Origin of the sequence: Pandoraea anapnoica (assembly GCF_902459765.1) — a bacterium.
Taxonomy (GTDB): Bacteria; Pseudomonadota; Gammaproteobacteria; order Burkholderiales; family Burkholderiaceae; genus Pandoraea; species Pandoraea anapnoica.
Genome location: NZ_CABPSP010000006.1, coordinates 202,147 through 224,428 on the forward strand (window position 1 = coordinate 202,147; position 22,282 = coordinate 224,428).

The 22,282-nt window shown below is 61.9% G+C and carries 19 protein-coding genes and 1 pseudogene; 11 read left to right on the plus strand and 9 right to left on the minus strand.

Translation table 11 applies throughout. The features are described 5' to 3' along the window. The first annotated feature begins 311 nt into the window (after positions 1 to 311). The 5 genes from macA to PAN31117_RS27930 all read left to right on the plus strand — a co-directional run bounded on the left by macA (position 312) and on the right by PAN31117_RS27930 (position 6,131). Positions 312 to 1,517 (plus strand): macrolide transporter subunit MacA, encoded by a 1,206-nt coding sequence (gene macA / locus PAN31117_RS12315; protein ID WP_150738439.1) that lies wholly within the window; start codon positions 312 to 314, stop codon positions 1,515 to 1,517. Positions 1,518 to 1,613: 96 nt separating this feature from the next. Further along, entirely contained in the window at positions 1,614 to 3,629 is a 2,016-nt protein-coding gene (locus PAN31117_RS12320) for a MacB family efflux pump subunit (protein WP_150738511.1), read from the plus strand. An 89-nt stretch (positions 3,630 to 3,718) separates the two neighbouring features. Continuing rightward, positions 3,719 to 5,128 carry an efflux transporter outer membrane subunit gene (locus PAN31117_RS12325; RefSeq protein ID WP_150738512.1) on the plus strand — a complete coding sequence of 470 codons (1,410 nt, stop codon included), beginning with the start codon at positions 3,719 to 3,721 and terminating at the stop codon, positions 5,126 to 5,128. Between the two features lie 72 nt (positions 5,129 to 5,200). Continuing rightward, entirely contained in the window at positions 5,201 to 6,028 is an 828-nt protein-coding gene (locus PAN31117_RS12330) for an AraC family transcriptional regulator (protein WP_150738440.1), read from the plus strand. Between the two features lie 37 nt (positions 6,029 to 6,065). Beyond that, positions 6,066 to 6,131, plus strand: a complete 66-nt coding sequence (locus PAN31117_RS27930; protein ID WP_503124982.1) for a hypothetical protein — start codon at positions 6,066 to 6,068, stop codon at positions 6,129 to 6,131. A gap of 161 nt (positions 6,132 to 6,292) precedes the next feature. On the opposite strand, the gene PAN31117_RS12340 is transcribed toward PAN31117_RS27930, so the two are convergent. Beyond that, entirely contained in the window at positions 6,293 to 7,222 is a 930-nt protein-coding gene (locus tag PAN31117_RS12340; protein WP_150738441.1) for a LysR family transcriptional regulator, read from the minus strand. Positions 7,223 to 7,321: 99 nt separating this feature from the next. On the opposite strand from PAN31117_RS12340, the gene PAN31117_RS12345 reads away from it, so the two are divergent. The 4 genes and pseudogenes from PAN31117_RS12345 to PAN31117_RS12360 all read left to right on the plus strand — a co-directional run bounded on the left by PAN31117_RS12345 (position 7,322) and on the right by PAN31117_RS12360 (position 10,288). After that, positions 7,322 to 8,623 carry an MFS transporter gene (locus PAN31117_RS12345; protein WP_150738442.1) on the plus strand — a complete coding sequence of 434 codons (1,302 nt, stop codon included), beginning with the start codon at positions 7,322 to 7,324 and terminating at the stop codon, positions 8,621 to 8,623. A gap of 195 nt (positions 8,624 to 8,818) precedes the next feature. Next, positions 8,819 to 9,109, plus strand: a pseudogene (locus PAN31117_RS12350) (helix-turn-helix domain-containing protein); the annotation flags it as partial. Positions 9,110 to 9,193: 84 nt separating this feature from the next. Next, positions 9,194 to 9,619: a cupin domain-containing protein gene (locus PAN31117_RS12355; RefSeq protein ID WP_150738443.1), complete on the plus strand. Its 426-nt coding sequence runs from the start codon at positions 9,194 to 9,196 to the stop codon at positions 9,617 to 9,619. Between the two features lie 99 nt (positions 9,620 to 9,718). After that, positions 9,719 to 10,288: a YdeI/OmpD-associated family protein gene (locus tag PAN31117_RS12360; protein ID WP_150738444.1), complete on the plus strand. Its 570-nt coding sequence runs from the start codon at positions 9,719 to 9,721 to the stop codon at positions 10,286 to 10,288. A gap of 157 nt (positions 10,289 to 10,445) precedes the next feature. Here the strand turns inward: PAN31117_RS12360 and PAN31117_RS12365 are convergent, their stop codons facing one another. From PAN31117_RS12365 to PAN31117_RS12375, 3 genes are all read right to left on the minus strand, one after another. Continuing rightward, the gene (locus PAN31117_RS12365; protein WP_150738445.1) at positions 10,446 to 10,859 is read right to left on the minus strand and encodes a VOC family protein; all 414 of its coding nucleotides are present in this window, start codon (positions 10,857 to 10,859) and stop codon (positions 10,446 to 10,448) included. A gap of 215 nt (positions 10,860 to 11,074) precedes the next feature. Continuing rightward, entirely contained in the window at positions 11,075 to 12,055 is a 981-nt protein-coding gene (locus PAN31117_RS12370; RefSeq protein WP_150738446.1) for a LysR family transcriptional regulator, read from the minus strand. A gap of 182 nt (positions 12,056 to 12,237) precedes the next feature. Continuing rightward, entirely contained in the window at positions 12,238 to 12,855 is a 618-nt protein-coding gene (locus tag PAN31117_RS12375; RefSeq protein ID WP_150738447.1) for a LysE family translocator, read from the minus strand. 59 nt (positions 12,856 to 12,914) lie between these two features. On the opposite strand from PAN31117_RS12375, the gene PAN31117_RS12380 reads away from it, so the two are divergent. Beyond that, entirely contained in the window at positions 12,915 to 13,148 is a 234-nt protein-coding gene (locus tag PAN31117_RS12380; protein ID WP_503124983.1) for a GNAT family N-acetyltransferase, read from the plus strand. Positions 13,149 to 13,186: 38 nt separating this feature from the next. Here the strand turns inward: PAN31117_RS12380 and PAN31117_RS12385 are convergent, their stop codons facing one another. From PAN31117_RS12385 to PAN31117_RS12405, 5 genes are all read right to left on the minus strand, one after another. Then, the gene (locus PAN31117_RS12385) at positions 13,187 to 14,848 is read right to left on the minus strand and encodes an ABC-F family ATP-binding cassette domain-containing protein (protein ID WP_150738449.1); all 1,662 of its coding nucleotides are present in this window, start codon (positions 14,846 to 14,848) and stop codon (positions 13,187 to 13,189) included. Between the two features lie 104 nt (positions 14,849 to 14,952). Beyond that, complete coding sequence (locus tag PAN31117_RS12390) at positions 14,953 to 15,510, minus strand: DapH/DapD/GlmU-related protein (RefSeq protein ID WP_150738450.1); 558 nt, start codon at positions 15,508 to 15,510, stop codon at positions 14,953 to 14,955. 33 nt (positions 15,511 to 15,543) lie between these two features. Further along, the gene (locus PAN31117_RS12395) at positions 15,544 to 17,127 is read right to left on the minus strand and encodes a sensor histidine kinase (protein ID WP_150738451.1); all 1,584 of its coding nucleotides are present in this window, start codon (positions 17,125 to 17,127) and stop codon (positions 15,544 to 15,546) included. A 47-nt stretch (positions 17,128 to 17,174) separates the two neighbouring features. Next, complete coding sequence (locus PAN31117_RS12400) at positions 17,175 to 17,777, minus strand: response regulator transcription factor (RefSeq protein WP_150738452.1); 603 nt, start codon at positions 17,775 to 17,777, stop codon at positions 17,175 to 17,177. Between the two features lie 459 nt (positions 17,778 to 18,236). Next, positions 18,237 to 18,449 (minus strand): hypothetical protein, encoded by a 213-nt coding sequence (locus tag PAN31117_RS12405; protein WP_150738453.1) that lies wholly within the window; start codon positions 18,447 to 18,449, stop codon positions 18,237 to 18,239. A gap of 156 nt (positions 18,450 to 18,605) precedes the next feature. On the opposite strand from PAN31117_RS12405, the gene PAN31117_RS12410 reads away from it, so the two are divergent. Continuing rightward, positions 18,606 to 21,965: an autotransporter outer membrane beta-barrel domain-containing protein gene (locus PAN31117_RS12410; RefSeq protein ID WP_150738454.1), complete on the plus strand. Its 3,360-nt coding sequence runs from the start codon at positions 18,606 to 18,608 to the stop codon at positions 21,963 to 21,965. Positions 21,966 to 22,282: the final 317 nt, after the last annotated feature.

Genomic DNA, 22,282 nt, shown 5'->3' on the forward strand with positions numbered 1-22,282 from the left:
TTTTCCCGTGTTTTGCCGCGCCAGCGGGCGTGAAACTGTGATTTGTACAAGTTTTCAGCGTCTGTCTCGGGTGCGACACTGCCTGCAACGAAACGACCGACGCGGGAATGCCGCCCCACCCGTCATGCAAACCCCTTAAAATCTCATCCTTTTGTGCTCCGAAGCGTGCCCGACGCGACCGGCACGGCGCTAACGGGGAGATCGACCGATCTCCGGCCGGCAGACCGACCGGCCCACCGGCCCGAATGCGCTACGAGTGAAGCCCTTTTGACGTGTCCCGGACGTGTCTTTTTGATCGCCAACTTCGTTCCATGATCCAGTTCATTCGCCGTCGGCCCTATCTGATTACCAGCCTCGTTGTGCTTATCGTTCTCGTGGTGCTCGGTCTGCGCAGTCTCGCGACCCCGAAGGTGCCTCAGTACCTCAGCGCCAGGGTGGAGCGTGCCGACCTCGAAAACACGGTGCTTGCCACGGGTACGCTGGGTGCCTTCCAGCAGGTGGACGTCGGCGCACAGGTCAGCGGGCAGTTGAAGTCGCTCAAGGTCAAGCTGGGCGACAAGGTCACGAAGGGGCAATGGCTCGCGCAGATCGATCCGGTGCTGGCGCAGAACAGCCTGCGTCAGGCCGAGGCCGAAGAACAGAACCTTCAGGCGCAAAAGCGCTCGACGGCGGCGCAACTCAGGCAGGCCGAACTGGCATTTGCCCGTCAGCGTCAGATGCTGCCGGACGACGCAACTTCCCGTCAGGACTTCGAGTCGGCGCAAGCCAATCTGGACGTGCAGCGCGCCACGCTGAACGGACTCGACGCTCAGATCCGCAAGGCGAGCGTGGCCATCGAATCGGCGAAGGCGAACGTGGGCTATACGCGCATCGACGCGCCGATCGACGGGCAGGTCGTCGCCATCGTCACACAGGAAGGCCAGACCGTCATTGCGCAGCAGCAAGCGCCGGTGATTCTGAAGCTCGCCGATCTGGACACCATTACCGTGAAGGCTCAGGTCTCGGAAGCCGACGTCATTCGTATCTCCCCGGGACAGACGGCCTACTTCACGATTCTGGGCGATCCCGACAAGCGTTACTACGGCAAGCTGCGCGCCATCGAACCGGCCCCCCAGAACTTCCTCGACACGCAAAGTACGCTGGGCGGGGGGGCGACGCGCAACAACACGGCGGTGTTCTACAACGCGCTGTTCGAAGTGCCGAACCCCGACCATCGCCTGCGTATTTCGATGACGGCGCAGGTCAACGTGCTGCTCGGCACCGCCAAGCAGGCGCTGAGCGTGCCGGTGGCGGCGCTGGGCAAGAAGGTCGGCCCGGACCGTTACGAAGTGCGTGTTCTGCCTGCGCAGGGCAAGGGCGATGGCAAGGCTGTGACGCGTCAGGTCGTCACCGGACTGAACAACAACGTGCGGGTCGAGGTGAAAGAAGGTCTCACGGCCGACGATCGCGTCGTGATCGGCGAGGCGGGCGACAGCACGCAAGCCTCAACAGACGCCTCACCCGGTGCGTCCCAATAAAGGGAGACGAGTGCGATGACTCAAGCCGCCGGTACGTCTTCTGTGTCACAAGCGTCGCAAGCTGCTGTGCAGGCTCCCGACGTCCGTGCGCATCCGATGCTGGAACTCACGGGCATCACCCGGCGCTTTCCGGCCGGTGAGCGTGATGTGACCGTATTGCGCGACGTCAATCTCACCATCGAAGAAGGCGAGATCGTCGCGATCATGGGGGCGTCCGGCTCGGGCAAGTCGACGCTGATGAATATCCTCGGCTGTCTCGACCATCCGAGCGAAGGCAGCTATCGCGTTGCGGGGCGCGAGACGCGCGATCTGGATGCGGACGCGCTCGCGCAGCTGCGTCGCGAGCACTTCGGCTTCATCTTCCAGCGCTACCACCTGCTGCCGCACCTCGACGCGGCATCTAACGTGGAGATGCCGTCGGTGTACACCGGCACGCCGCATGCGGCGCGTCGTGCGCGCTCGGTGATGCTGCTGGAGCGGCTCGGGTTGGCCGATCGCACGGAACATCGTCCGAGCCAGTTGTCGGGCGGTCAGCAGCAGCGCGTGAGTATCGCGCGCGCGCTGATGAACGGCGGCGATGTGATTCTGGCCGACGAGCCGACTGGTGCACTCGATACGCGTAGCGGTCGCGAAGTCATCCGCATTCTCAAGGAACTCAACGCGCTGGGGCACACGGTCATCATCGTGACCCATGACGAGAAGGTTGCCGCGCATGCGCGCCGCATCATCGAGATTCGCGATGGCGAGATCGTGGCCGACCGTGAGAACACGCCGGTGGAGATCGAGCCGGATGTCCCGTCGCCGGAAGAGGCTGCTGAGGAAGCCGTGGTCGCCTCGACGCCCCCGGCCGCCGATCCCGCTTCGGTGAACGCCAGCCACGGCGGGGCGATTGCGCCGCGTCGCTGGACGGGGGGCATCGACCGCTTCGCCGAGGCGTTCCGCATGGCATGGATCGCGCTGATTTCGCACCGTCTGCGCACGTTCCTGACGATGCTCGGGATCATCATCGGCATCACGTCGGTCGTCTCCATCGTCGCCATTGGCGAAGGGGCAAAGCGCTACATGCTGGCCGAGATCGGCAGCATCGGCACGAACACGATCAACATCTATCCGGGCAAGGACTGGGGCGATAACCGCGCGACAGCAATTCAGACACTCGTGCCCGAGGACGTGCATGCACTCTCGGAGCAGATCTACGTGGACAGCGCGACGCCCGAGACGGCGCGCAGTTTGCTGCTGCGCTACCGCAATGTCGACGCGAGCGCGATGGTGACGGGCGTGGGCGAGCACTTCTTCCAGGTGCGCGGCATGAAGATCGGGCAGGGCATTGCGTTCGGTGCTGACGAAGTGCGGCGTCAGGCGCAGGTCGCCGTGATCGACCAGAACACGCGTCGCAAGCTGTTCGGCGCGAATCCGAATCCGCTGGGCGAAGTGATCTTCGTGGGCAATCTGCCGTGCGTGGTGATCGGTGTGACGGTGGAAAAGAAGAGCGCATTCGGCGACACCAAGAGCCTGAACATCTGGGTGCCTTACACGACGGCGGCGGGGCGTCTTTTCGGTCAGCGCAACGTCGACAGCATTACGGTGCGTGTGCGTGACGGACAGCCGAGCAAGGCCGCCGAGAAGAGTCTGGAGACGCTCATGACGCAGCGTCACGGCCGCAAGGACTTCTTCACGTACAACATGGACAGCGTGGTGAAGACGGTCGAAAAGACGAGTCAGTCGCTCACGTTGCTGCTGTCGCTGATCGCGGTGATTTCGCTGGTCGTGGGCGGTATCGGTGTGATGAACATCATGATCGTGTCGGTCACGGAGCGTACGCGGGAGATTGGTATTCGGATGGCGGTCGGGGCGCGTCAGAGCGACATCATGCAGCAGTTCCTGGTGGAGGCCGTCATGGTGTGTCTGATGGGCGGCGCGATCGGGATTGCACTTTCGTTTGGGGCGAGCTTCCTGTTCTCGCTGTTCGTCGAGAAGTGGAAGATGGTGTTTTCGATGGGCTCTGTCGTCACAGCATTCCTGTGTTCGACGCTCATCGGCGTGGTGTTCGGGTTCATGCCAGCGCGCAATGCCGCGCGACTCGACCCGGTCGAAGCGCTTGCACGCGATTGAGGTATAGCCAGATGACCAGAATGAAATCTATTACTTGCCACCCGTTCGCTTCGGCGCATTCGTGCGGCACGCCGACGGTGCTGCGTCGTATGGTCCTCGCGCTGGCGAGCGCCGCAGCGCTGCTCACGGGCTGCGCCGGTGTGCGTCACGACACGTTGCCTGCGGTGCCGGTACCTGCGCAGTGGGCGGGTGCGACGGGGACATCGGGGGCCTCCGGGGCATCGCCCGTCGCCGCTGGCAACACCGCAACGATTGCCCCCGACTTCTGGCGTGCATTCGGCGACCCGGTGCTGGACCGTCTGATCACCGATGTACTGGCCGTCAACAACGATCTGGCGGCGGCGGGGATTCGCGTCTATCGCGCACAATTGCAGGCGGGGTTGGCGGATACGAACCTCACGCCGTCCGTGACCGTTGGCGGCAACGCGACCGTACAACGCACGCTGGATACCCATGTGATGGGGCGTAAGAGCACCCTGTCGGCGCAGGCATCGTACGAGCTGGATCTGTGGGGAAAACTCGCCGCGCAACGTGATGCGGCGCGCTGGGAGTACGAGGCGACCGACGCCGACCGCGAATCCGCGCGTCTGTCGATCATCGGTACGACGGCGCAGCTGTACTGGACGATCGGCTTCCTGAATCAGCAGATCGCCAACACCGAAGGCAATATCGCTTATAGCGAACGGATTCTGGCGCTGGTGCGCTCACGCTATGCGGCGGGGGCGGTGTCGGGGCTGGATGTCGCGCAGACGGAGGGCAATCTGGCCGATCAGCGCGCGGCGCTCACGCAGTTGTTGCAGCAGCGCACGGAGAACCGCAACGCACTGGCGATTCTGTTCGACCGTCCCCCCGAGCAGGCGGCCGCCGAGCCGTCGACGCTACCTACGCAGGCGTTGCCTGTCGTACCGGCGGGATTGCCTGCGGAGTTGCTTGGCCGTCGTCCAGACCTGCGCGCCGCGGAGTTGCGTTTGCGTGGGACACTCGCTAACGTCGACATCACCCGCACGAGCTTTTACCCGACGTTCACGCTGACGGGGCAGGTGGGGACGACGAGTACGTCGCTGGAGCGCGTATTGCAGAACCCGATCGGTTCGCTGGGGGTGGGGCTGGCCCTGCCGTTCATCCAGTGGAATACGATGCAGTTGCAGATCAAGGTGTCGCAGACGCAGTACGAGGAAGCGGTGGTGAATTTCCGCAAGAGCCTCTTTACGGCACTGAGCGAAGTCGAGAACGCTCTATCAGCCCGTGAGCAACTGACGCGCGAGGCAGAGCAACGCACGCTGTCGCTGGTGCAGGCACAGCGTGCCGAGACCTTGCTGCGTTCGCGCTATCAGGCGGGCGCTATCGGGGTGCAGCAGTGGCTGGAGCAGTTGCAGTTGCTGCGCAACGCGCAAACGGCCGACGCGCAAGTGCGCTTGAATCGCTTGAACAACCGCATGGCGCTGTACAAGGCGCTGGGCGGGGCAGGCAATGCGTCGGATGTGAATCCGCCTGCTTGAGTGTGTAATATCGAGCGTGGTTTGAATCTGCGACTGCATCGCGACGCGTGAGGTCATCCTAGGCCATACATCATGAATCGACGGACATCCGCTTTAACACCCGATTGGGTGAAGCATGCACAGCCGATCGAGGGCGTGGAGCGCTTCGAGGCCTGGTTTCGCGGTAACGCTTATTCGATGCATCGCCATGACACCTACGCGATTGGCCGCACGCTCGCGGGTGTTCAGAGTTTCAGCTATCGGCGGGGGCAGCGAAACAGTCTGCCCGGCAACACGATGGTGCTGCATCCCGACGAACCGCACGACGGTCAGGCGGGCACCGACGAGGGATTCCGGTATCGCATGATCTACGTGCATCCGTCGCTGTTTCAGGACGTGCTTGGCGGGCAAGCGCTGCCGTTCGTCGAAGGGGGCGTGACGACGGATCCGCGTCTGGCGGCAGCGACCGAAACGTTGCTGCAACACGTTAGCCACACGCTGGAACCACTTGAACAGAGCGACGCGCTGACGGAACTGGCCCACGCGCTTGCGGCCGTCTCAGGCGCGCCTGCGCGGAAGACGAAGGGCGACTATCTGGCGGCGCGGCGTGCGCGTGATTACCTGCATACGCACAGCGCACGGGTCGTCACGCTGGACGAACTCGAAGCGGCGACAGGGCGGGATCGCTGGAGTCTGTCGCGCGACTTTCGCACGTTCTACGGCACAAGTCCGTACCGGTATCTGACGATGCGACGTCTCGACGACGTGCGTCACCAGTTGCTTACGGGCACATCCCTCGTCGATGCGGCTGCTACGGCAGGTTTTGCCGATCAGAGCCATATGACGCGCCATTTCTCGAAGACCTTCGGACTGACGCCCGGCCGCTGGCTTCAGGTCGCGAGCGGCATTCTGCCGGGCTAGAACAGCCAGGGGGAAGAAGGAAAGCGACGAGCACTGGTTGCAGCGCTTCACCCCACGCACGGCTAACAGCATCTGGGCCAAGCTGAATGCAGAACGAGCATAGGCCTTGATCGCCGAAGGCAGAATGCGCCCGTCAGGAATGCGAGAAATCGAAAAAGCCAAAGCGGATGGACGGTGGCAAGCGGCTTCGACGTGCGAATTTACCCGGCTTTTGCGCCGCGGCCGGTGGTGGGAAATCTCCTGCAACGCAGCTTCTGCTCGGGTTTATGCGACGGAATCGGTGAGAGGCAAACATACCGCATCCCTTTCCAGTGTTTCGATCAGTGCGTCGCGCATCACCGCGACGGGTCGCACAAGACGGCCAGGCAGCACGGCATGCACGAGCCACACGTTCAGTCCGCTATTGAACTCAGGCACATCGACGATCTGCAGCGCATTGCGATGCGGGCTGCGCGCCAGCACTTCAGGCGCAGCGAGCCCGACGCCCAAAGCGCGCGCGACCAGCGACAACTGTAGTTCCGAACCGAACGCTTCGACAGCGACGTTGAACGGCAAACCTGCCGCAGACATGGCGCGACTCAGTGCTGAACGCATTCCGCAACCGTCCTGGTTCAACACCCAGGGATAAATCGCCAGATCGGCGAGCGAGACGGGTTTGTCGGGCAGACTGAACGAGCGCGGCGCGACGACGACCGTGGGCTTATAGGCGAGAAGCGTCGACGTCAGGCCTGCCGGCAATGGCACGCCTTCAGGCAAAAGAACGACGACCGCGTCCGCCTTCGCCTTTTCGATGCCCTCCAGCAGTCCCGGCGACCAGCCCGCTGTCACGCGCAGCGTCAGATTCGGAAATGCGGCACGCAGACGATCGATGGGTTGCTCCAACGCCATCTCAGACAAAAACGGCGGTACCCCGATCCTAAACTCGCCTGCCGGCTCGCTATCAGGCGACGCGACGGCCAGCAGGTCGTCGACCGCGCGTAGCACCGCGCGCGCAAGGCCATAGACGTCGCTTCCGGCCGCCGTCGGCTTGAGCGGCTTGCTCTGCCGGTCGAGCAGCTCGATGCCGAGCATCGTTTCCAGATTCTGGACTCGGCGCGTGAGTCCCGGCTGAGTCAAAAACAGTCTCTCTGCGGCCCGCACCATTGAGCCGCTTTCGACCACAGCCACGAAAGCCTGCAAGTCTCGCGTGTTCATTAAACAATCTCGCATAAACATTATCAAGATAATTCAATTGTCGCATAACGTTCTCGTTCTTAGGATAAGCCACACTCGTACACCCGGAAGCCCAAACCCATGAGTCAACCTGCTGACACTTGCGCGCGCAAACTGCCCTCCGCTTCGCTGCCCTCACTGCAAGCGGATGCATCCCCAGGCGGTGACCTGACCACGCCATTGACGATTTTTTTTGCCGCCGCCATCGGCGTCATCGTCGTGAACCTAACCGCCGCGCAACCTCTGACGGGGCCTGTCAGCCGAGCATTGACTCTGCCACCAGAGCTTGCCGGCATGATCGCAATGCTCCCGCAACTCGGCTACGCCGCGGGTCTGCTATTGCTCGTACCCCTATGCGACCTTCTTGAAAATCGCCGCCTGATCGTCTGGACGCTCGCCTGCTGCGCGATGTTCCTCGGATTCGCGTCGCTCGCGCGATCGGGCTGGCTGTTTCTGGCATCGGTGTTCATGGCGGGGGCGACATCGAGCGTGATCCAGATGCTCGTGCCGATGGCGGCGTCGATGGCGCCTGAAAGCCGGCGCGGACGCGCAGTCGGCAACGTGATGAGCGGCCTGATGCTGGGTATTTTGTTGTCGCGACCGCTCGCGAGCCTGATCGGCGGAGCGTTTGGCTGGCGTGCGTTCTATGGCATCGCGGCGTTGGCCGACTTGCTGCTTGCTGTCGTGCTGCTGACTCGGTTGCCGAGTCACACGCCGCAGACGGCTGCTCGCTACTTGGACTTGCTGCGTTCGCTGTGGACCTTGCTGCGCACCGAACGCGTCTTACAGCGTCGCGCGACGCTTGCCGCGCTCGCACTCGGTGCGTTCAGCGCGTTCTGGACAGCCATCGCACTGCTTCTTGCCCAGCCGCCGTTTTCGCTGGGTACACAAGGCATTGCTGCCTTCGCGCTGGCGGGTGCAACGGGCGCGATAGTGACGCCGCTCGCGGGCTACCTCGGCGATTGCGGGGCGGGGCGTGCGACACAAATCACCGCGCATCTGGTGATGATCGCGGCGGTACTCGTGCTCGCGACTGCCGGGGCGGGCTGGGGCGGGTTCTCCGCGGCCACGCACCCCGTCCGTGCGCTCGCATTGCTGGTAGTCGGGGCGGCGGCGCTCGACGCCGGTGTGATCGCCGATCAAACGCTCGGTCGACGCGCGATCAACCTGATCAATCCGGCGGCTCGTGGCCGCTTGAACGCGCTCTTTGTCGGCATCTTTTTCGTCGGCGGCGCAATTGGCGCTGCGCTGTCAGGCGCGGCATGGGCATGGGCGGGATGGAATGGAGTGTGCGTCGTCACACTGGGGTTCGCGGTTGCCGTGTTTTTGTTCGGCTGCTTCGACCGTGCCGCGCAGTCAGGCAAGCGATCTCGGAATGCCTGAGCTCCGGCGCGATGTTCTACATCTGAGTCGCGTTGATGGAATTGGAATTCAATACTACATCCGCGAAATTTCACGACATCAATACGGAACGGCGTCGCCGAGCATTCGAGTTGAATGAGACATGGCAGTAGGCGGCTTTTCTCAAACGACGATGTTGTTGCTGACCTCCCCCCGAAAAAACGTAGCGGCGAGAAGAATAGCGCGCGGGTCGTCACACTGGACGAACTCGAAGCGGCGACGGGACGGGATCGCTGGAGTCTGTCGCGCGACTTTCGCACGTTCTACGGCACAAGTCCGTACCGGTATCTGACGATGCGACGTCTCGATGATGTGCGTCATCAGTTGCTTGCGGGTACATCTCTCGTGGATGCGGCGGCTACGGCAGGTTTCGCCGATCAGAGCCATATGACGCGCCATTTCTCAAAGACCTTCGGGCTGACGCCGGGCCGCTGGCTTCAGGTTGCGAGCGGCATTCTGCCGGGCTAGAACCACCACGCACAATCGTTCAATACGGCCGTGAAGGGGCATGCGTATCCTCGGCGCATTACCCCCAAAAAACCGGAGAGAACGATGTCTCAATTCCCCACTCATCCCAACGCCCCGGCGGATCGCGGCCAGTGCAAGGCCATCGACCCGATCCGCAAGATCGCGCTGATCGATGGTCACTGGCAACCTCGCGTGGTTGCCGAGATGAACGACTACCAGTTCAAGGTCGTGAAGGTCATCGGCGAGTTCCAATGGCATCAGCATGCCGATACCGACGAAACGTTCATCGTCCTGGAAGGCGAGTTGCGGATCGATTTCCGCGATGCGACGACCGGCGACGGTTCCATCGCGCTACGCGCCGGTGAAATGGCCGTGGTGCCGAAGGGTATCGAACACAAGCCGTTTGCGGAGTCTGAAGCCAAGCTGCTGCTCATCGAGCCGCGAGGCGTGGTGAACACGGGCGACGGCGAGGCAGGGGATCGGACGGTGGCGAACGATCAGTGGATTTGAACTGAATATTCGCAGGGGCGTCTCGAGCGCGTTACGATATGGCGACATCGTTGCGGCGCAAAAGTGCCACTGCCCGGATATCACGATTCAAATCGCGCTATGACAGAGCCTTGTCTGACATTCTCTGACCAGAATGAATGGGAAGACTGGTTGAAGCAAAACGGCGGAACATCCGCCGGGGTATGGCTGCGTCTGGCAAAGAAAGGGGCGGCGCAGCCAACGCTGAGCTATGCACAGGCAGTGGAAAGCGCGCTGTGCCACGGCTGGATCGATGGGCAAAAAAAGAAGGAAAGCGATGAACACTGGTTGCAGCGCTTCACACCACGCACGGCGAAAAGCATCTGGGCCAAGCTGAATAGAGAACGAGCGGAAGCCCTGATCGCTACAGGCAGAATGCGCCCGTCAGGGATGCGAGAAATCGAAAAAGCCAAAGCGGATGGGCGGTGGCAAGCAGCTTACGACTCCCCTAAAAACTCAGTAGTCCCGGATGATTTGCAGGCCGCGTTAGACGCGAATCCTAAGGCCAAAGCGTTTTTTGCGACGCTGAATGGCCGGAATCGCTACGCGATCTTGTTTCGGATACAGAACGTCAAAAGGGCCGAGACGCGTGTGCGGAAGATTGATGAGTTCGTCGGGATGTTGAGTCGCGAGGAAACCATTCACGCCTGAACCGGAAAGTTCGGGAGACGGGGTTGATGCTGCTGATTGCGGGGAAGTCCGGAGCCGGATTGGGTGTCGGACGACGGGCATAGCTTGTCCGGAGCAATACCCGTTGACGCTGGAAGATGCGCCCGCGTGAGGCCTCGGCGGGCGAATCATCAGTGCGTTAACCGTGCGGCGGAATGGCTGCCGGGTCCATCCACATTACCTCCCAGATATGGCCGTCCGGATCCTCGAAGCTGCGTCCGAACATGAAACCGAAATCCTGAACAGGCGTGGGATCCGCCTTGCCGCCCGCGTCGGCCGCCTTCTGCACGAGTTCGGACACATCTTCCCGTCCGCCCGCTGACAGGCACAGTAATACCTGTGCCTCAGCGTGCGCGTCGACAATTCGCTTTCCCGTAAACTGGCGCCATTTGTCGTGGGTAAGCAGCATGACGTAGATCGCATCGGAGATCACCATGCATGCTGCGGTCTCGTCGGTGAACGCGGGGTTGTTGACCGCGCCAACGGCCTCATAAAAGGCCTTGGATTGCGGCAGGTTTGTCACGGGCAGGTTGATGAAAATCTGCTTGGTCATGATCTGGCTTCCTGTGCTTGGGCGATATGTGAACGTTGGCTATCGATGAGAGCCATCAGGCGATAGCTATGTCATCTTACTGACCAACAAGGAAAGAAGATGTTCGACAGGCTTCCGCCGCGATCGGATCAGCGTGCCGCACGCCTGTTGCAAGTCACCGCTGCGCGGACCCGTCGATCCAGAGAAACATACTGGCTCGCCCCGATGGTGGGAAGTCAGCGGTTTGCAACGAGGCGTTTCGGAACTGGAACGGTCCCGCCGGACACAGGGGGGCAGGCGGAGGCCGGATCGGACGGCCACCTTGCGCGCACCAGATCGAGGAACACGCGCACGGCGGAAGTCATGCCGCGCCGGCTCGGGTACATGGCGTAAAGCGTCGCCGGGCGCGAGCGCACGGCGTCGAGCACGGGCACCAGTCTGCCGTCATCAATGGCGTCCTGGCAAAGATACGCCGGTAACTGCGCCATGCCGGCGCCGCGCAGCGCGAGTTCGCGAATGACCAATAGATTATCCACGGCAATGCCCGGCGTGATCGCGATGTCGATCGGCTCGTCGTCTGCACCGACGAACTGCCATGGCCTCGGATTTGCCAGCGTGCCCTGCGCGAGACAGGGGTAGCCGGACAACTCATCGAGGCGCGTGGGTGGGCCGTCGGCTTTGAGCAACGACGGATGGGCCACGACGATCGATGGCGACGTTGCTATCGGCATGGCGATCACGTCTTCTGATGCGAGGGGCACAACCGCCGCACGGATGACCAGATCCAGCCGTTCTTCGGCCAGGTCGACAAAGCGATTCGATAGCGTCAACTGCACCTGCACGCGGGGGTGCGTGCGCGCAAAGTCAGCCAGGATTGGTGGGAGCGTGGTCTCGGCGATCAGCACGGAGGTATGGAGGTGGATCACACCCGATGGCTCTGCCACGGCACTGCGCGTGAGCGCGCCGATCTTGTCAACGTGAGTGGCTGCCTCACGCGCGTGCACGAGCACCGCCTCGCCAACGGGTGTGAGGCCGAAGACTTGCCCGGACCGGTGCAGCAGTCGCACGCCGAGCGCGCGCTCGAGTGTCGCCACCCTGCGGGACAGCCGCGATTTGGCGATACCGGTCTGCCGCTCGGCAGCGCTGAATCCGCCGGCGTCCACCACGAGGGTAAAGAGCAGCAAGTCGTCGAGATGCGCGCCGCTGCTCTGCAGCATGGGGGCGAATTCTCTATAGACGGCGGAGGCCGCTTGAGGACCTGACATAAAAGGTGAAATAGGAGGTGAAGGGGCCGGGCCGCGAGATTGCAGGCGAAGCCGATGCTACCGCCCTCATGGGCGGCTGTGAAGATCGCGATCGCCCCTACATCCCATTCGACGCCTTCCTCGGGGGAGAGCAATTAACGAAATGCCTGCCGGATTCCCAGCGCGATCATAAGCCCTCCACATGTGAGGTCGATCCATGCCTTCGCGCGGCGATACGCGCTCGCAATCCTCGCATGCGATAGAACGAGCGCGACGACTCCGTACCAGCATGTCGCCGATATACCGACAGTCGCCAACATCGCGAAGAACGTCGGCGTAGAAACGTGCGTGGGTACCGCTGAGGAAAACACCGCCGCATAAAAGGCGATGGACTTCGGATTCGCGATATTTGTCGCGATACCTTGCAGGAATGCGGCGCGAAACAGGGGGGGCTTCGTCGGCTGACGGACTTCCGTGTGGATGGCCCGTGCCGACATCACTAGCCGTAGCCCGAACCAGATCAGATAGGCCGCACCAGTCAGCTTGACGCCGATCGCGAGCCACGGAAAAATCGCAAACACCACACCGATGCCGAGGACGGCGCAGGTCGCCCAGAACAGATTCACCGTCACGATTCCGGCGACAAGTGCGAGCGCATCGGAGCGTTTGCCGGTTACCGCCTTGTGCGTGATGGCGACGAAGTTCGGCCCGGGTATGACGACAGCGGCCGCATAGACAGAAAAGACTGTCACAACAACAGACCAGTCAACCATTTGTAACCTCAGCGGATATTGGTTGTACGAGACGCTTCGTTGCTTATTCAGCCCATATTCTGAGGCAAATTGCGATGGACTGCTCTTGGGCAGTTTCAGTTGTCGCAGTCGATGCGGCGGGTCGGGGGACAGGTGTTGGCCGATCCTTGATGGCGTACGCCGAAGCCGACGCGCGTGCTCGTGGCATGACCACGCTATTTCTTGACGCGCGGCCGGACGCGATCCCGCTTTATGAGCGAGAGAGCTATGTGCTTCATCCCGCGCCGTCCATGAAGAAGGTCCTGTCGACCTAAGGCCGGTCGACGTGCAACGCCGACCGTCAGGAAGCCACTCAGGCGGCAGCCTGCTCGCGCAGCCGACGTGCTTCGTCGCGCAAGAACTGCTGGTAATCGTCCAGATCGCCGTCGAAGGGTTCGACGCCGCCGTTGGTGACCAGCCAGAACTCGTCACAGACGGCGCGCAGCAGCGCGCGGTCGTGGCTCACCAGCAACACCGTGCCTTCAAACTCGTTAAGCGCCACTGCCAGCGCCTCACGTGTGGCCAAATCGAGGTGGTTGGTCGGCTCGTCGAGCAACAGCAGGTTAGGACGCTGCCACACGATCATGCACAACACGAGCCGCGCCTTTTCGCCGCCGCTCATCGTGCCGACCGCCTGATGGACCATGTCGCCACTAAAGTTGAACGTCCCCAGGAACGTCCGCAGCGATTGCTCCGTGCCACTCTGGCCGGGCGCGCGCATCTGGGGCGGCGTGTCCCGGGCGAGGCGGATCATGTGTTCCATCGGCGTGTCGAGCGGGCGCAGCACGTCAAGCTCCTGCTGGGCGAAGTAGCCGATGTTCAGCCCCTTGCCTTCGCTGATTTCACCGGCAATCGGTGCCAGCGCGTGCGCGACCGTCTTCACCAGCGTGGACTTGCCCTGACCGTTCGCACCGAGAATCCCGATGCGCTGCCCTGCCAGCACAGAACGGCTGATGCCCTTCACGATGACGGTGGGTGGCGTGTCCGGTGGTGCGTCGGCGGGGGCGGGGTAGCCGAAACTCGCGTCCAGCATCGACAACAGCGGGTTCGGAACGCTGAGCGGCTCCTTGAACTCGAAGTTGAATTCCGCTTCTGCAAGCACCGGAGCAACCTTCTCCATGCGTTCGAGCGCTTTGACCCGGCTCTGCGCCTGCTTCGCCTTCGATGCCTGCGCCTTGAATCTGTCGATGAATTTCTGCAAGTGGGCGATCTTTTCCACTTGCTTGGCCATCGCAGCCTGTTGCAAGACAAGCTGCTCGGCGCGCATGTCTTCGAACTTGCTGTAGTTACCGCCATAACGCACGAGCTTGGCATTGTCGACGTGCACGGTGACCTGCGTCACCGCGTCGAGAAACTCGCGGTCGTGGCTGATCACGACCAGCGTTCCCTGATAGCGCTTGAGCCACGCTTCCAGCCAGACCAGTGCGTCGATATCCAAGTGGTTCGTCGGTTCGTCGAGCAGCAGCAGGTCGGACGGGCACATGAGCGCGCGCGCCAGTTGCAGTCGCATGCGCCAGCCACCCGAGAAACTGTTGACCGGCTGATTCAGCTGCTCGGCACTGAAGCCGAGACCCTGAATCAATGCCTGCGCGCGGGCGGGGGCGTCGTGTGCCCCGGCGTCGTGCAGGTTCATGTACGCGTGCGCCATGCGCATGCCGTCGTCGCTGGCTTCGGCAGCGGCGACTTCCGCGTGCGCGGCCATCAGCACGGTGTCGCCTTCGACTACGAAGTCGGTCGCTCCCTGCTCGGTCTCCGGCATATCCTGCGCGACCTGGCCCATCTTCCATGCCGCCGGAATCGAGAATTCGCCGCTATCTTCGTGCAGGGTACCGTTAAGAAGGGCGAAAAACGACGACTTGCCAGCGCCATTGCGGCCGACAAGGCCAATCTTTTCGCCTGGGGTGAAGGTGACGGACGCGCTGTCGAGCACGACGTTGACGCCGCGACGCAGCGTGAGATTACGGACGGAAATCATAAGGAGCTACCGCTAAGAAGACTGGCATGATAGCTGACCGGGCGGGCGGAGCTGTCATTTTCATTTGGCGTCAGCCTTCTTGCGGGCGTCTGTTGGGCGATCTGCTAATCCGAAATCGAACGAATGACCTTCGCCGGATTGCCGCCGACCAGCGAGTTCGGCGGGACGTCTCTGGTCACGACCGCACCGGCCGCAACCACCGAGTTCTCGCCGACGGTGACGCCGCCGATGATGATTGCGCCCGCTGCGATCCAGACGTTCCTCTCGATCACGATAGGCTTTGCGATGACACCGTCGCGCCGCTGGGAGGGGGAAAGGGGATGCCCGGTCGTGATGAGACTCACGTTTGGCCCGATCATCACATCGTCGCCGATGTCGAGGCCGCCAAGGTCATAGAAGGTGCAATTCTGATTGATGAAGACGTTGCGTCCCACGCTGATATCGGCGCCACAGGCCGTGTAAAACGGCGGTGCCAGCATGAAGCTGTCGTCCACCGCCTTGCCGATCAATTCGCTGAACAACGCCCGGACTTCATCCGCATCGTTGAACGTTAACCGGTTCAGCGTCGCGGTGATCGCCATCGCTCGTTTGACGTTTGCCGTCATGGCGGCCGATTCCGGTGTTTTTCTGGCAATTATTCTGGTCCGGTGATCATTCGCCATTCGTTATATTCCTCCGATTTCGACGCCAGCCGATCAGGCTGGCGCAGCTTCCACCGCCGGTGCCTTCGGCAACGTGATCGTAAACGTCGTCCCAACGCCCACCTGACTTGCGACGTCGATAGTCCCTTTGTGGAATTCGATTGCGGCGTAGACCACCGCCAGTCCCACACCGGAGCCGTCTTCCAGCACCGCATTACTGCGCGAGCGGAAGGACATCTGGAAGATCTCCTTCAACTCGTCCGCAGGGATACCTGTGCCGTTGTCTCGCAGCACCACCTGGAACGCCTCACCCGTATCCGTCACGCTCATGTCGATGGCGGGTTGCGCCATCGTGTACTTCGTCGCATTGCTGATGAGGTTGATGAACGCGTGGAACAGCACGTTGCTGTCGCCGATCATCGTGCTGTCCATGCCGGACGGTGCTTGCACCGTGATCGTCGCGTTCGGGAACATGTCCGAGCCGACGCCGCGCACATCCTCCAGCAACGCCACCAGCGACAACTGCGCGCGCTTGCCGAATTTCGGGTCATCCAGCGACGCGCTTTGCGCCGCATCCAGCCAGTTCTGGATCAGGTTATTCAGCTTCGCCACCGCCTCGCGAATCTTCGTGTAACGCGGCGTCGAATCCGTCTCCTCGTTACGCGGGTTCAACAACCGTTGCGCGTGTCCGTCGATCACGCTGAGCAACGTACGGAACTCGTGCGTGGCCATCGAGCGGAACGTCTTCTGAAAGTTATTGAGACGCTCCTCATTGGCCAGCGCCCGCTGCAAAATCGTATTCTTCGCCGTCGCGAGTTTCTGGTTACGCACCAGCGACGCCGTGCTTTCCTGAATCTTCGACAGCGTCCGCGACAGCGTGCCGATTTCGTCACCGCGCGAGAGCCACGGCAGACGCAGCTTGTCTTTGCCCGACATCGTATTGCCCGCCATCCGGATCAGACGCGTCAGCGGACTGAGAATCACGGTGTCCACGTAAATCAGGCAGAGCAGGGTGACGACGATCATCGCGGCAATCAGCGCATCGATTTGCAGCAGATGCTTGCGTGCCGCGCTGTTCTTCACCTCGACTTCCTTGATCAGCGACTCGGTGCTGCGAAACACCAGGGAGCCGAACGTACTGTTCGCCTGCGTGTACTTATTGTTCGAGTCGCCGCGATAGAGCTTGGCGGCCTCGCTCAGCTTGCCGGTCTGCGCAAGCTGAAACACCTGATTCGACGCGCGACGGTACTGCGCCCATTGCGACTGAAACTTTGAGAATGCGAGACGGAATTCGTCGTGGACCAGCACCTTTTGATAACGGTCCGACGCCGACTTGATCTTGTCGTCGAACTCGCCCGCCGCCGTGCGGATGTCCGCAAGCGCCTTGGACGACATCGGCGCGAGGGCTTCGGACTCCACCGTGCGGAAGTCGGAGATGTAGTCGTTGAGCTCTTCGAGCAGGCTCAGATTCTCGATCTGGGTGCGCTCGGCAGCGATGGCGCGCTGCTGGGACGAATCGACCTGATGGTGCACGGCGACGCCCACGGCGATCATCGCCACGAGACAGAGCGCGAGCAGGAGATACATCCGCCCCCGGATCGGGAGCGACTTGGGCGGTGTGGAAGACGCTTTCGACATGCGATGTCAGCAGTGATCAGCAGATGAGGCCCGGCGCGGCGATGCGCTCAGAGCTGGATGATATTGAGCAGGGCCGCACGCACCACGGCTTCGGTGCGGGTGGCGACGTTCAGCTTCTCGCGGGCATTGTCGATGTGGAAGTCGACCGTGCGCTTGCCCAGATCGAGAATGATCGCGATTTCGGCCGACGTCTTGCCCTTCGCCGACCATTGCAGCACTTCCACTTCTCGCTTCGAGAGACCGAAGGGCAGCGGCGCGCCTTCCTCCGGTTCTTCGTGCTCGGTGTACTTGCGGATGACGGTGTCAAGTACGTCGAAATCCACAGGCTTGAGCATGTACTCGTCCGCACCGGTGCTGTGCCCGCGCATGATCGATTCCTTATCGGCGTTGCCGGTCAGGAAGATGAACGGGATCTTGCGTTCGCCCTGAATGATGCCGCGGGCGCTTTCCAGAAACTCGAAGCCGGTCATGCCCGGCACGTTGACGTCGCACACGATGATGTCCGGCATGAACGCGGCGAGCGTCGCCAGCGCGGCCGAAAAATCGTGCGCGACTTTCACGACATAACCGCGATCCGTCAGATCTTCTCGAATCAGATCTGCCGAATCTACGTCGTCCTCAATGCAGAAAACTTTGGTGGGAGATGACATCCCGCTGGCCCCGGTTTTTTTATGGAATAGTGAAATCCTACTAAAAAATCACCGGACGACGAAATTTCGCCGAAATACACGCGGACGACACGTCTCGCGCAATCCGGTTAATTTGTTTTCGCGCAAAAAAAAAGGACCGCGAGCGCGGTCCTTTCTGGGTGGGAGATCTTCCATGCGTGCCCGATCAGGTGAAGAGGGCCGGGCAGATCTCAAATGCGAGCCGCATGCCGATCAATGCCATGTTTTGGAGATTTTCGATCATGACGTGTTCTCCGTCGTGAGTGAGGTTGCGCGGGGCTCAGGCCTAGTAGCCGAACACATGCCCGACGTGGATGGCGCATTGCATGCCGGTTTCGATACAGGTTTCGTTGTAGAAGAGGCTGTCGACGAGGTTGAGGATGAGGCTCATGGTGATTTCTCCGGTATAGGGGGGGAAGTCGGTAAGTCAGTCAGTGCCGATCAGCCGAGGGCCGAGACGATGGTGCCGACGAGGCCGAGGATGGAGGCGAAGCCGTAGGTGACGAGTGCGGGCATGGTGTTTCTCCTTAAGTCGGTTTGTTGGGTTTGGCGGCTGTCGCTGTCTTGCGTTAGCCGGTGAGTGAAGTATCGTCGTCGCCCACTTGCCGCGAAACTGTGATTAATACAGGTCGGCCCGATTTCGGATGAATTCACGATGCTCGGAGAGAAATAGTGCTTATTTCATAGGCGGTTACGGTCGCTCACCGCAAAACCCCGTATAAATCGCAGTGACGTCGTTCAGGGTGCTCCGTACCATTCGCTTCGCATTACAAAGCCTTACAGAAGCGAACTAGAACAATGGAGTACTGAATGAGGACGATTCGGATGACTTGCGTCGCATTTGCGGCGCTTTGCGTAATGACGTCGGCCGCACAGGCTTACGAAACGGTCGACATTGCCGACCATTGGGGCACGGCGTTCATCAAGGCCCGGCTGTTTTCCCCGACGGACGGCCCTTATGCGACTGACGAGAAGGGCAACGATCAATATTCGATTGGAACCCTGACAGCACTGCAGACCAACCAGATCCGCAGCGCCCTGAACTATTGGGCTGAAGTCATCAAGGTGAAGCCCGGAAGTTCTCCGGCGATCATCAACGTGGGCATGAGCACTGAGAACGGCGCACACGCGGCCAGCCCCTATGCGTTCGCGGCGAACGACCAGACGGCCACCGGCGGGCAGAACCCGACGCTGGTGCAGGCGGCGTTGCAGAACAGTCCGCTCGCGCGCAACGACTATCACGGCGCGCACGGCGAGATCACGCTGGGCGATATGGCGTTTTCGACCGCGGCCCCGGTGGCGTCGCAGATCCCGCTCAACAGCGCAGCCGACCTGCCGGCCGTCATGCTGCACGAAGTGGCGCATGCGCTGGGCGTGGGGGCCAACATTATCGAGACCGAGTTGCCGTCGAAATTGCATACGAACCAGTTTGCGACGGTCCTCGACTCCTGGTCCGCGCACCTGTACGACGACAACGGTCGTCAGGCGAAGGCCGGACAAATGATTCTCACGCCGGAAGACGCAGGCACGGTAGCCGACCCCGACGCATTCGACGCCCGCAAGGACACGGCGTACTTCACCGGCGATCACGTCAGGGAAGTGCTCGGGGATTCGATGAAGGGGATTCCCGTGAAGGCGATGTTCGACGAGACGGCCTACGATTCGCCGATCTTCTCGCACATCGAGCTCAAGAACAGCCTGATGAGCCACCAGACGTACCGCAACTACACGGCGTTCATGGAGGCCGAACTGGCCGCGCTGCAAGACCTCGGTTACGACATCGATCGGCGTAATTTTTTCGGCCGCTCGATCTACGACGATGGCAAGACGCTGACTAACGATAACCCGTTCTTCGGCCGCAATGCCGATGGCACGGCCTACATCCCGAACACTTACAACACCTCGACGCTCGGGCTCGGCTTGCACATCTACGGCAGCGGCAACACGGTCGCGCAGCGCGCCGACCTCCTGACCATCGGCGCAGGTGGGGCGGGCATTCGGGTGGACGGCGTTGGCAACAGCGTGACCGTGCTGCCGGGCACGCGCGTCTATGCGGACGGCAGCAACGGGCGCGGCGTGATGTTCACGTACGGCAAGAACCATTCGTTCGTGCAGCGTGGCGACGTTCAGGCACTCGGGGCCAACGGCATCGCGGCGAGTTTCGATTTCGGCCATAACGCGCTGGGCGACGCTCGCGACTACCGTGGGTCTTACATTTCGACGAAAGTCGATCCCGTCACCAAGCTGACCTTGCCGCTGCCCGACGAACTCAATGGTCCGCTCGTGACCCGCGCCGACATTACCGGCCGTCTCGCGGGCACGTACGCGTCGCTGTACATGTCGGAGAACGGCTATGTCGGCGAGATTAACGTCATGCGCGGGGCGGCGCTGTACGGCGACATCATCTCCCAGTACGCCGAACGGGACGCCCTGGGGGCGCTGCGTCTTACTCAACTGAATTTCGGTCTGACGCCTGACGCCAGCGGCGTCGCAACGAGTGCGGCGGACCCCACGTTCAATCTGCGCTACGACGGCAATATCGTCGGCGGCAACCTGGCGCTGACGATGGCAGGCGGGACGACCCAGATCAACGGCGATCATACGGTGCACGATGTGGCTGTGCTTAGCGGCGCGACGCTGACCGGCAATAGCCGCTACACGCTCGACCCGGCGGGCGCGTTCGTGAACGCGGGCACTGTTGCGCCGTCAGTGGCGGGCAGCTTCATCAGCATTGGCGGTGACTACTCGCAGACGAGTACGGGCCGTCTCGTAGCCTCACTGTCGGATAATGGGACATTCACCAAGCTGATCGTGACCGGCCACGCGGCGCTCGACGGCACGCTCGCCATTGCGCCGCAACGCGGCTGGTACGCAAGCGGCATGACGGTGACGTCGGATCAATGGCTGAACGCGTCGAGCATCGGCGGTGCGTTCGCCAACGTGACGACGCTTCTGTCCTCGCCGACATTGCTTGCCACTGCGAGTTCGCTCGGCAACAACACGTACCGAGTGCAGATTGCCCGCGCGGGCAATGCCTATTCGCAATACGGCATCGACGGTAATAGCCGTCGTGTCGGTGCCGCGCTCGACCGCATTGCGGGCAGCGTCGGCCGCGACCTGCAACCGCTCGTCACGGCGCTCGACTTCTCGGCAGCAGACGGCAGCGACATCGCCCGCGCATTGCCGCAACTGACACCGGCCGCTTACGGCGCGATGTTCACCGGTGGCCTGCTGCGAGAACGTCAATTGACGGATCTGGTGGCCGCTGCCGTCGGTGCAGACGGCGCTCAGAATGTCGGCAACGGTGGGCTCACCGGCAACTGGCGCGGGTTTGCCATGCCGTTCGGTAGCGGCTACTGGCGCGGGCGCAACGATGACACGGCGGGTGCCAGCGGCAACACGTACGGCGTGGTATTCGGCGTCGAAAAGGTGGCGGGCGAGGGGCGCGACTGGACGATCGGCGCGCATGGCGCGGTCAGCGGCCAGTCGACGCGTCTGGACGGGCAGACGCCCGGCTCGGGCAAGACGACGGCGTTCGACATTGGTGTGCATGCCCGTTACGTGCCGTCAGCAAATGTCGGCCCGCACGCGTTTGCCCTGGCGCGTTTCGGTGTCGAGGACGGCCGCGTCGACCGGACCATCGCCGTGAACGGGTACTCGGCCACGCCGCGCGGCACATGGACTGGCGCGACGGCATCCGCAAGCATCGGCGGCGGCTGGCGCTGGCAGTTGAGCAGCACCACGAGCGCAGGCCCGGTGGCAGCGCTCGACTACACCGCACTGTATCGTCCGAGCCTCACAGAAGACGGCGGCGCCAGCCTGCATCTCGACGGCAAGACGTTCAACTCGCTTCGCACCCGCGTGGGTGGGGAGTTGCGCTTCGATCTGCCGATGATCTCGGGCAACGCGCTGACCGCCAATCTGCAAGCGACGTGGAACCACGAGCTGACGAGTGGCGCGATCAACCAGACGGCCAGCTTCGCGGGCTATCCGGGGGCGTCGTTCACGACACGTAGCGAGGTCGTCGGTCGCGACAGCCTCGGCCTGCAAGCTGGCGTGTCGTATCGCATGGCCCGCAAGATCGTGCTCGGTGCGGCCGTGTCGAGCAATGTGTACAAAGCCGGAAATGCCGACATAGCTGGTTCCGTGTCGGCAACGTGGAGATTCTAATGTATGTAATTACGTCAACCTCCAAGTTGTAGGTGGTGACGTAATCGACACGACCGAAAAAACGCCAGGAAATCACAATTCCTGGCGTTTTTTCGTTGTGAGCGGCATCGCCTTATCTCGATTTCAACGCGCGAAACATCGGTTCCCAAGTGCGTCATTATGTCGCGATGTATGGAATATGTGCATGCGTAGCATTCGTCACGCAAATAGTGTATCCATACATAGAGGCTTAAGATGTCCATGCATAACGTCTCGCTCGCCCGCAGAGGAAGGGCAGACACGACACCCGGCGCGCTTTGGCGCACGTGGTGTGCGCG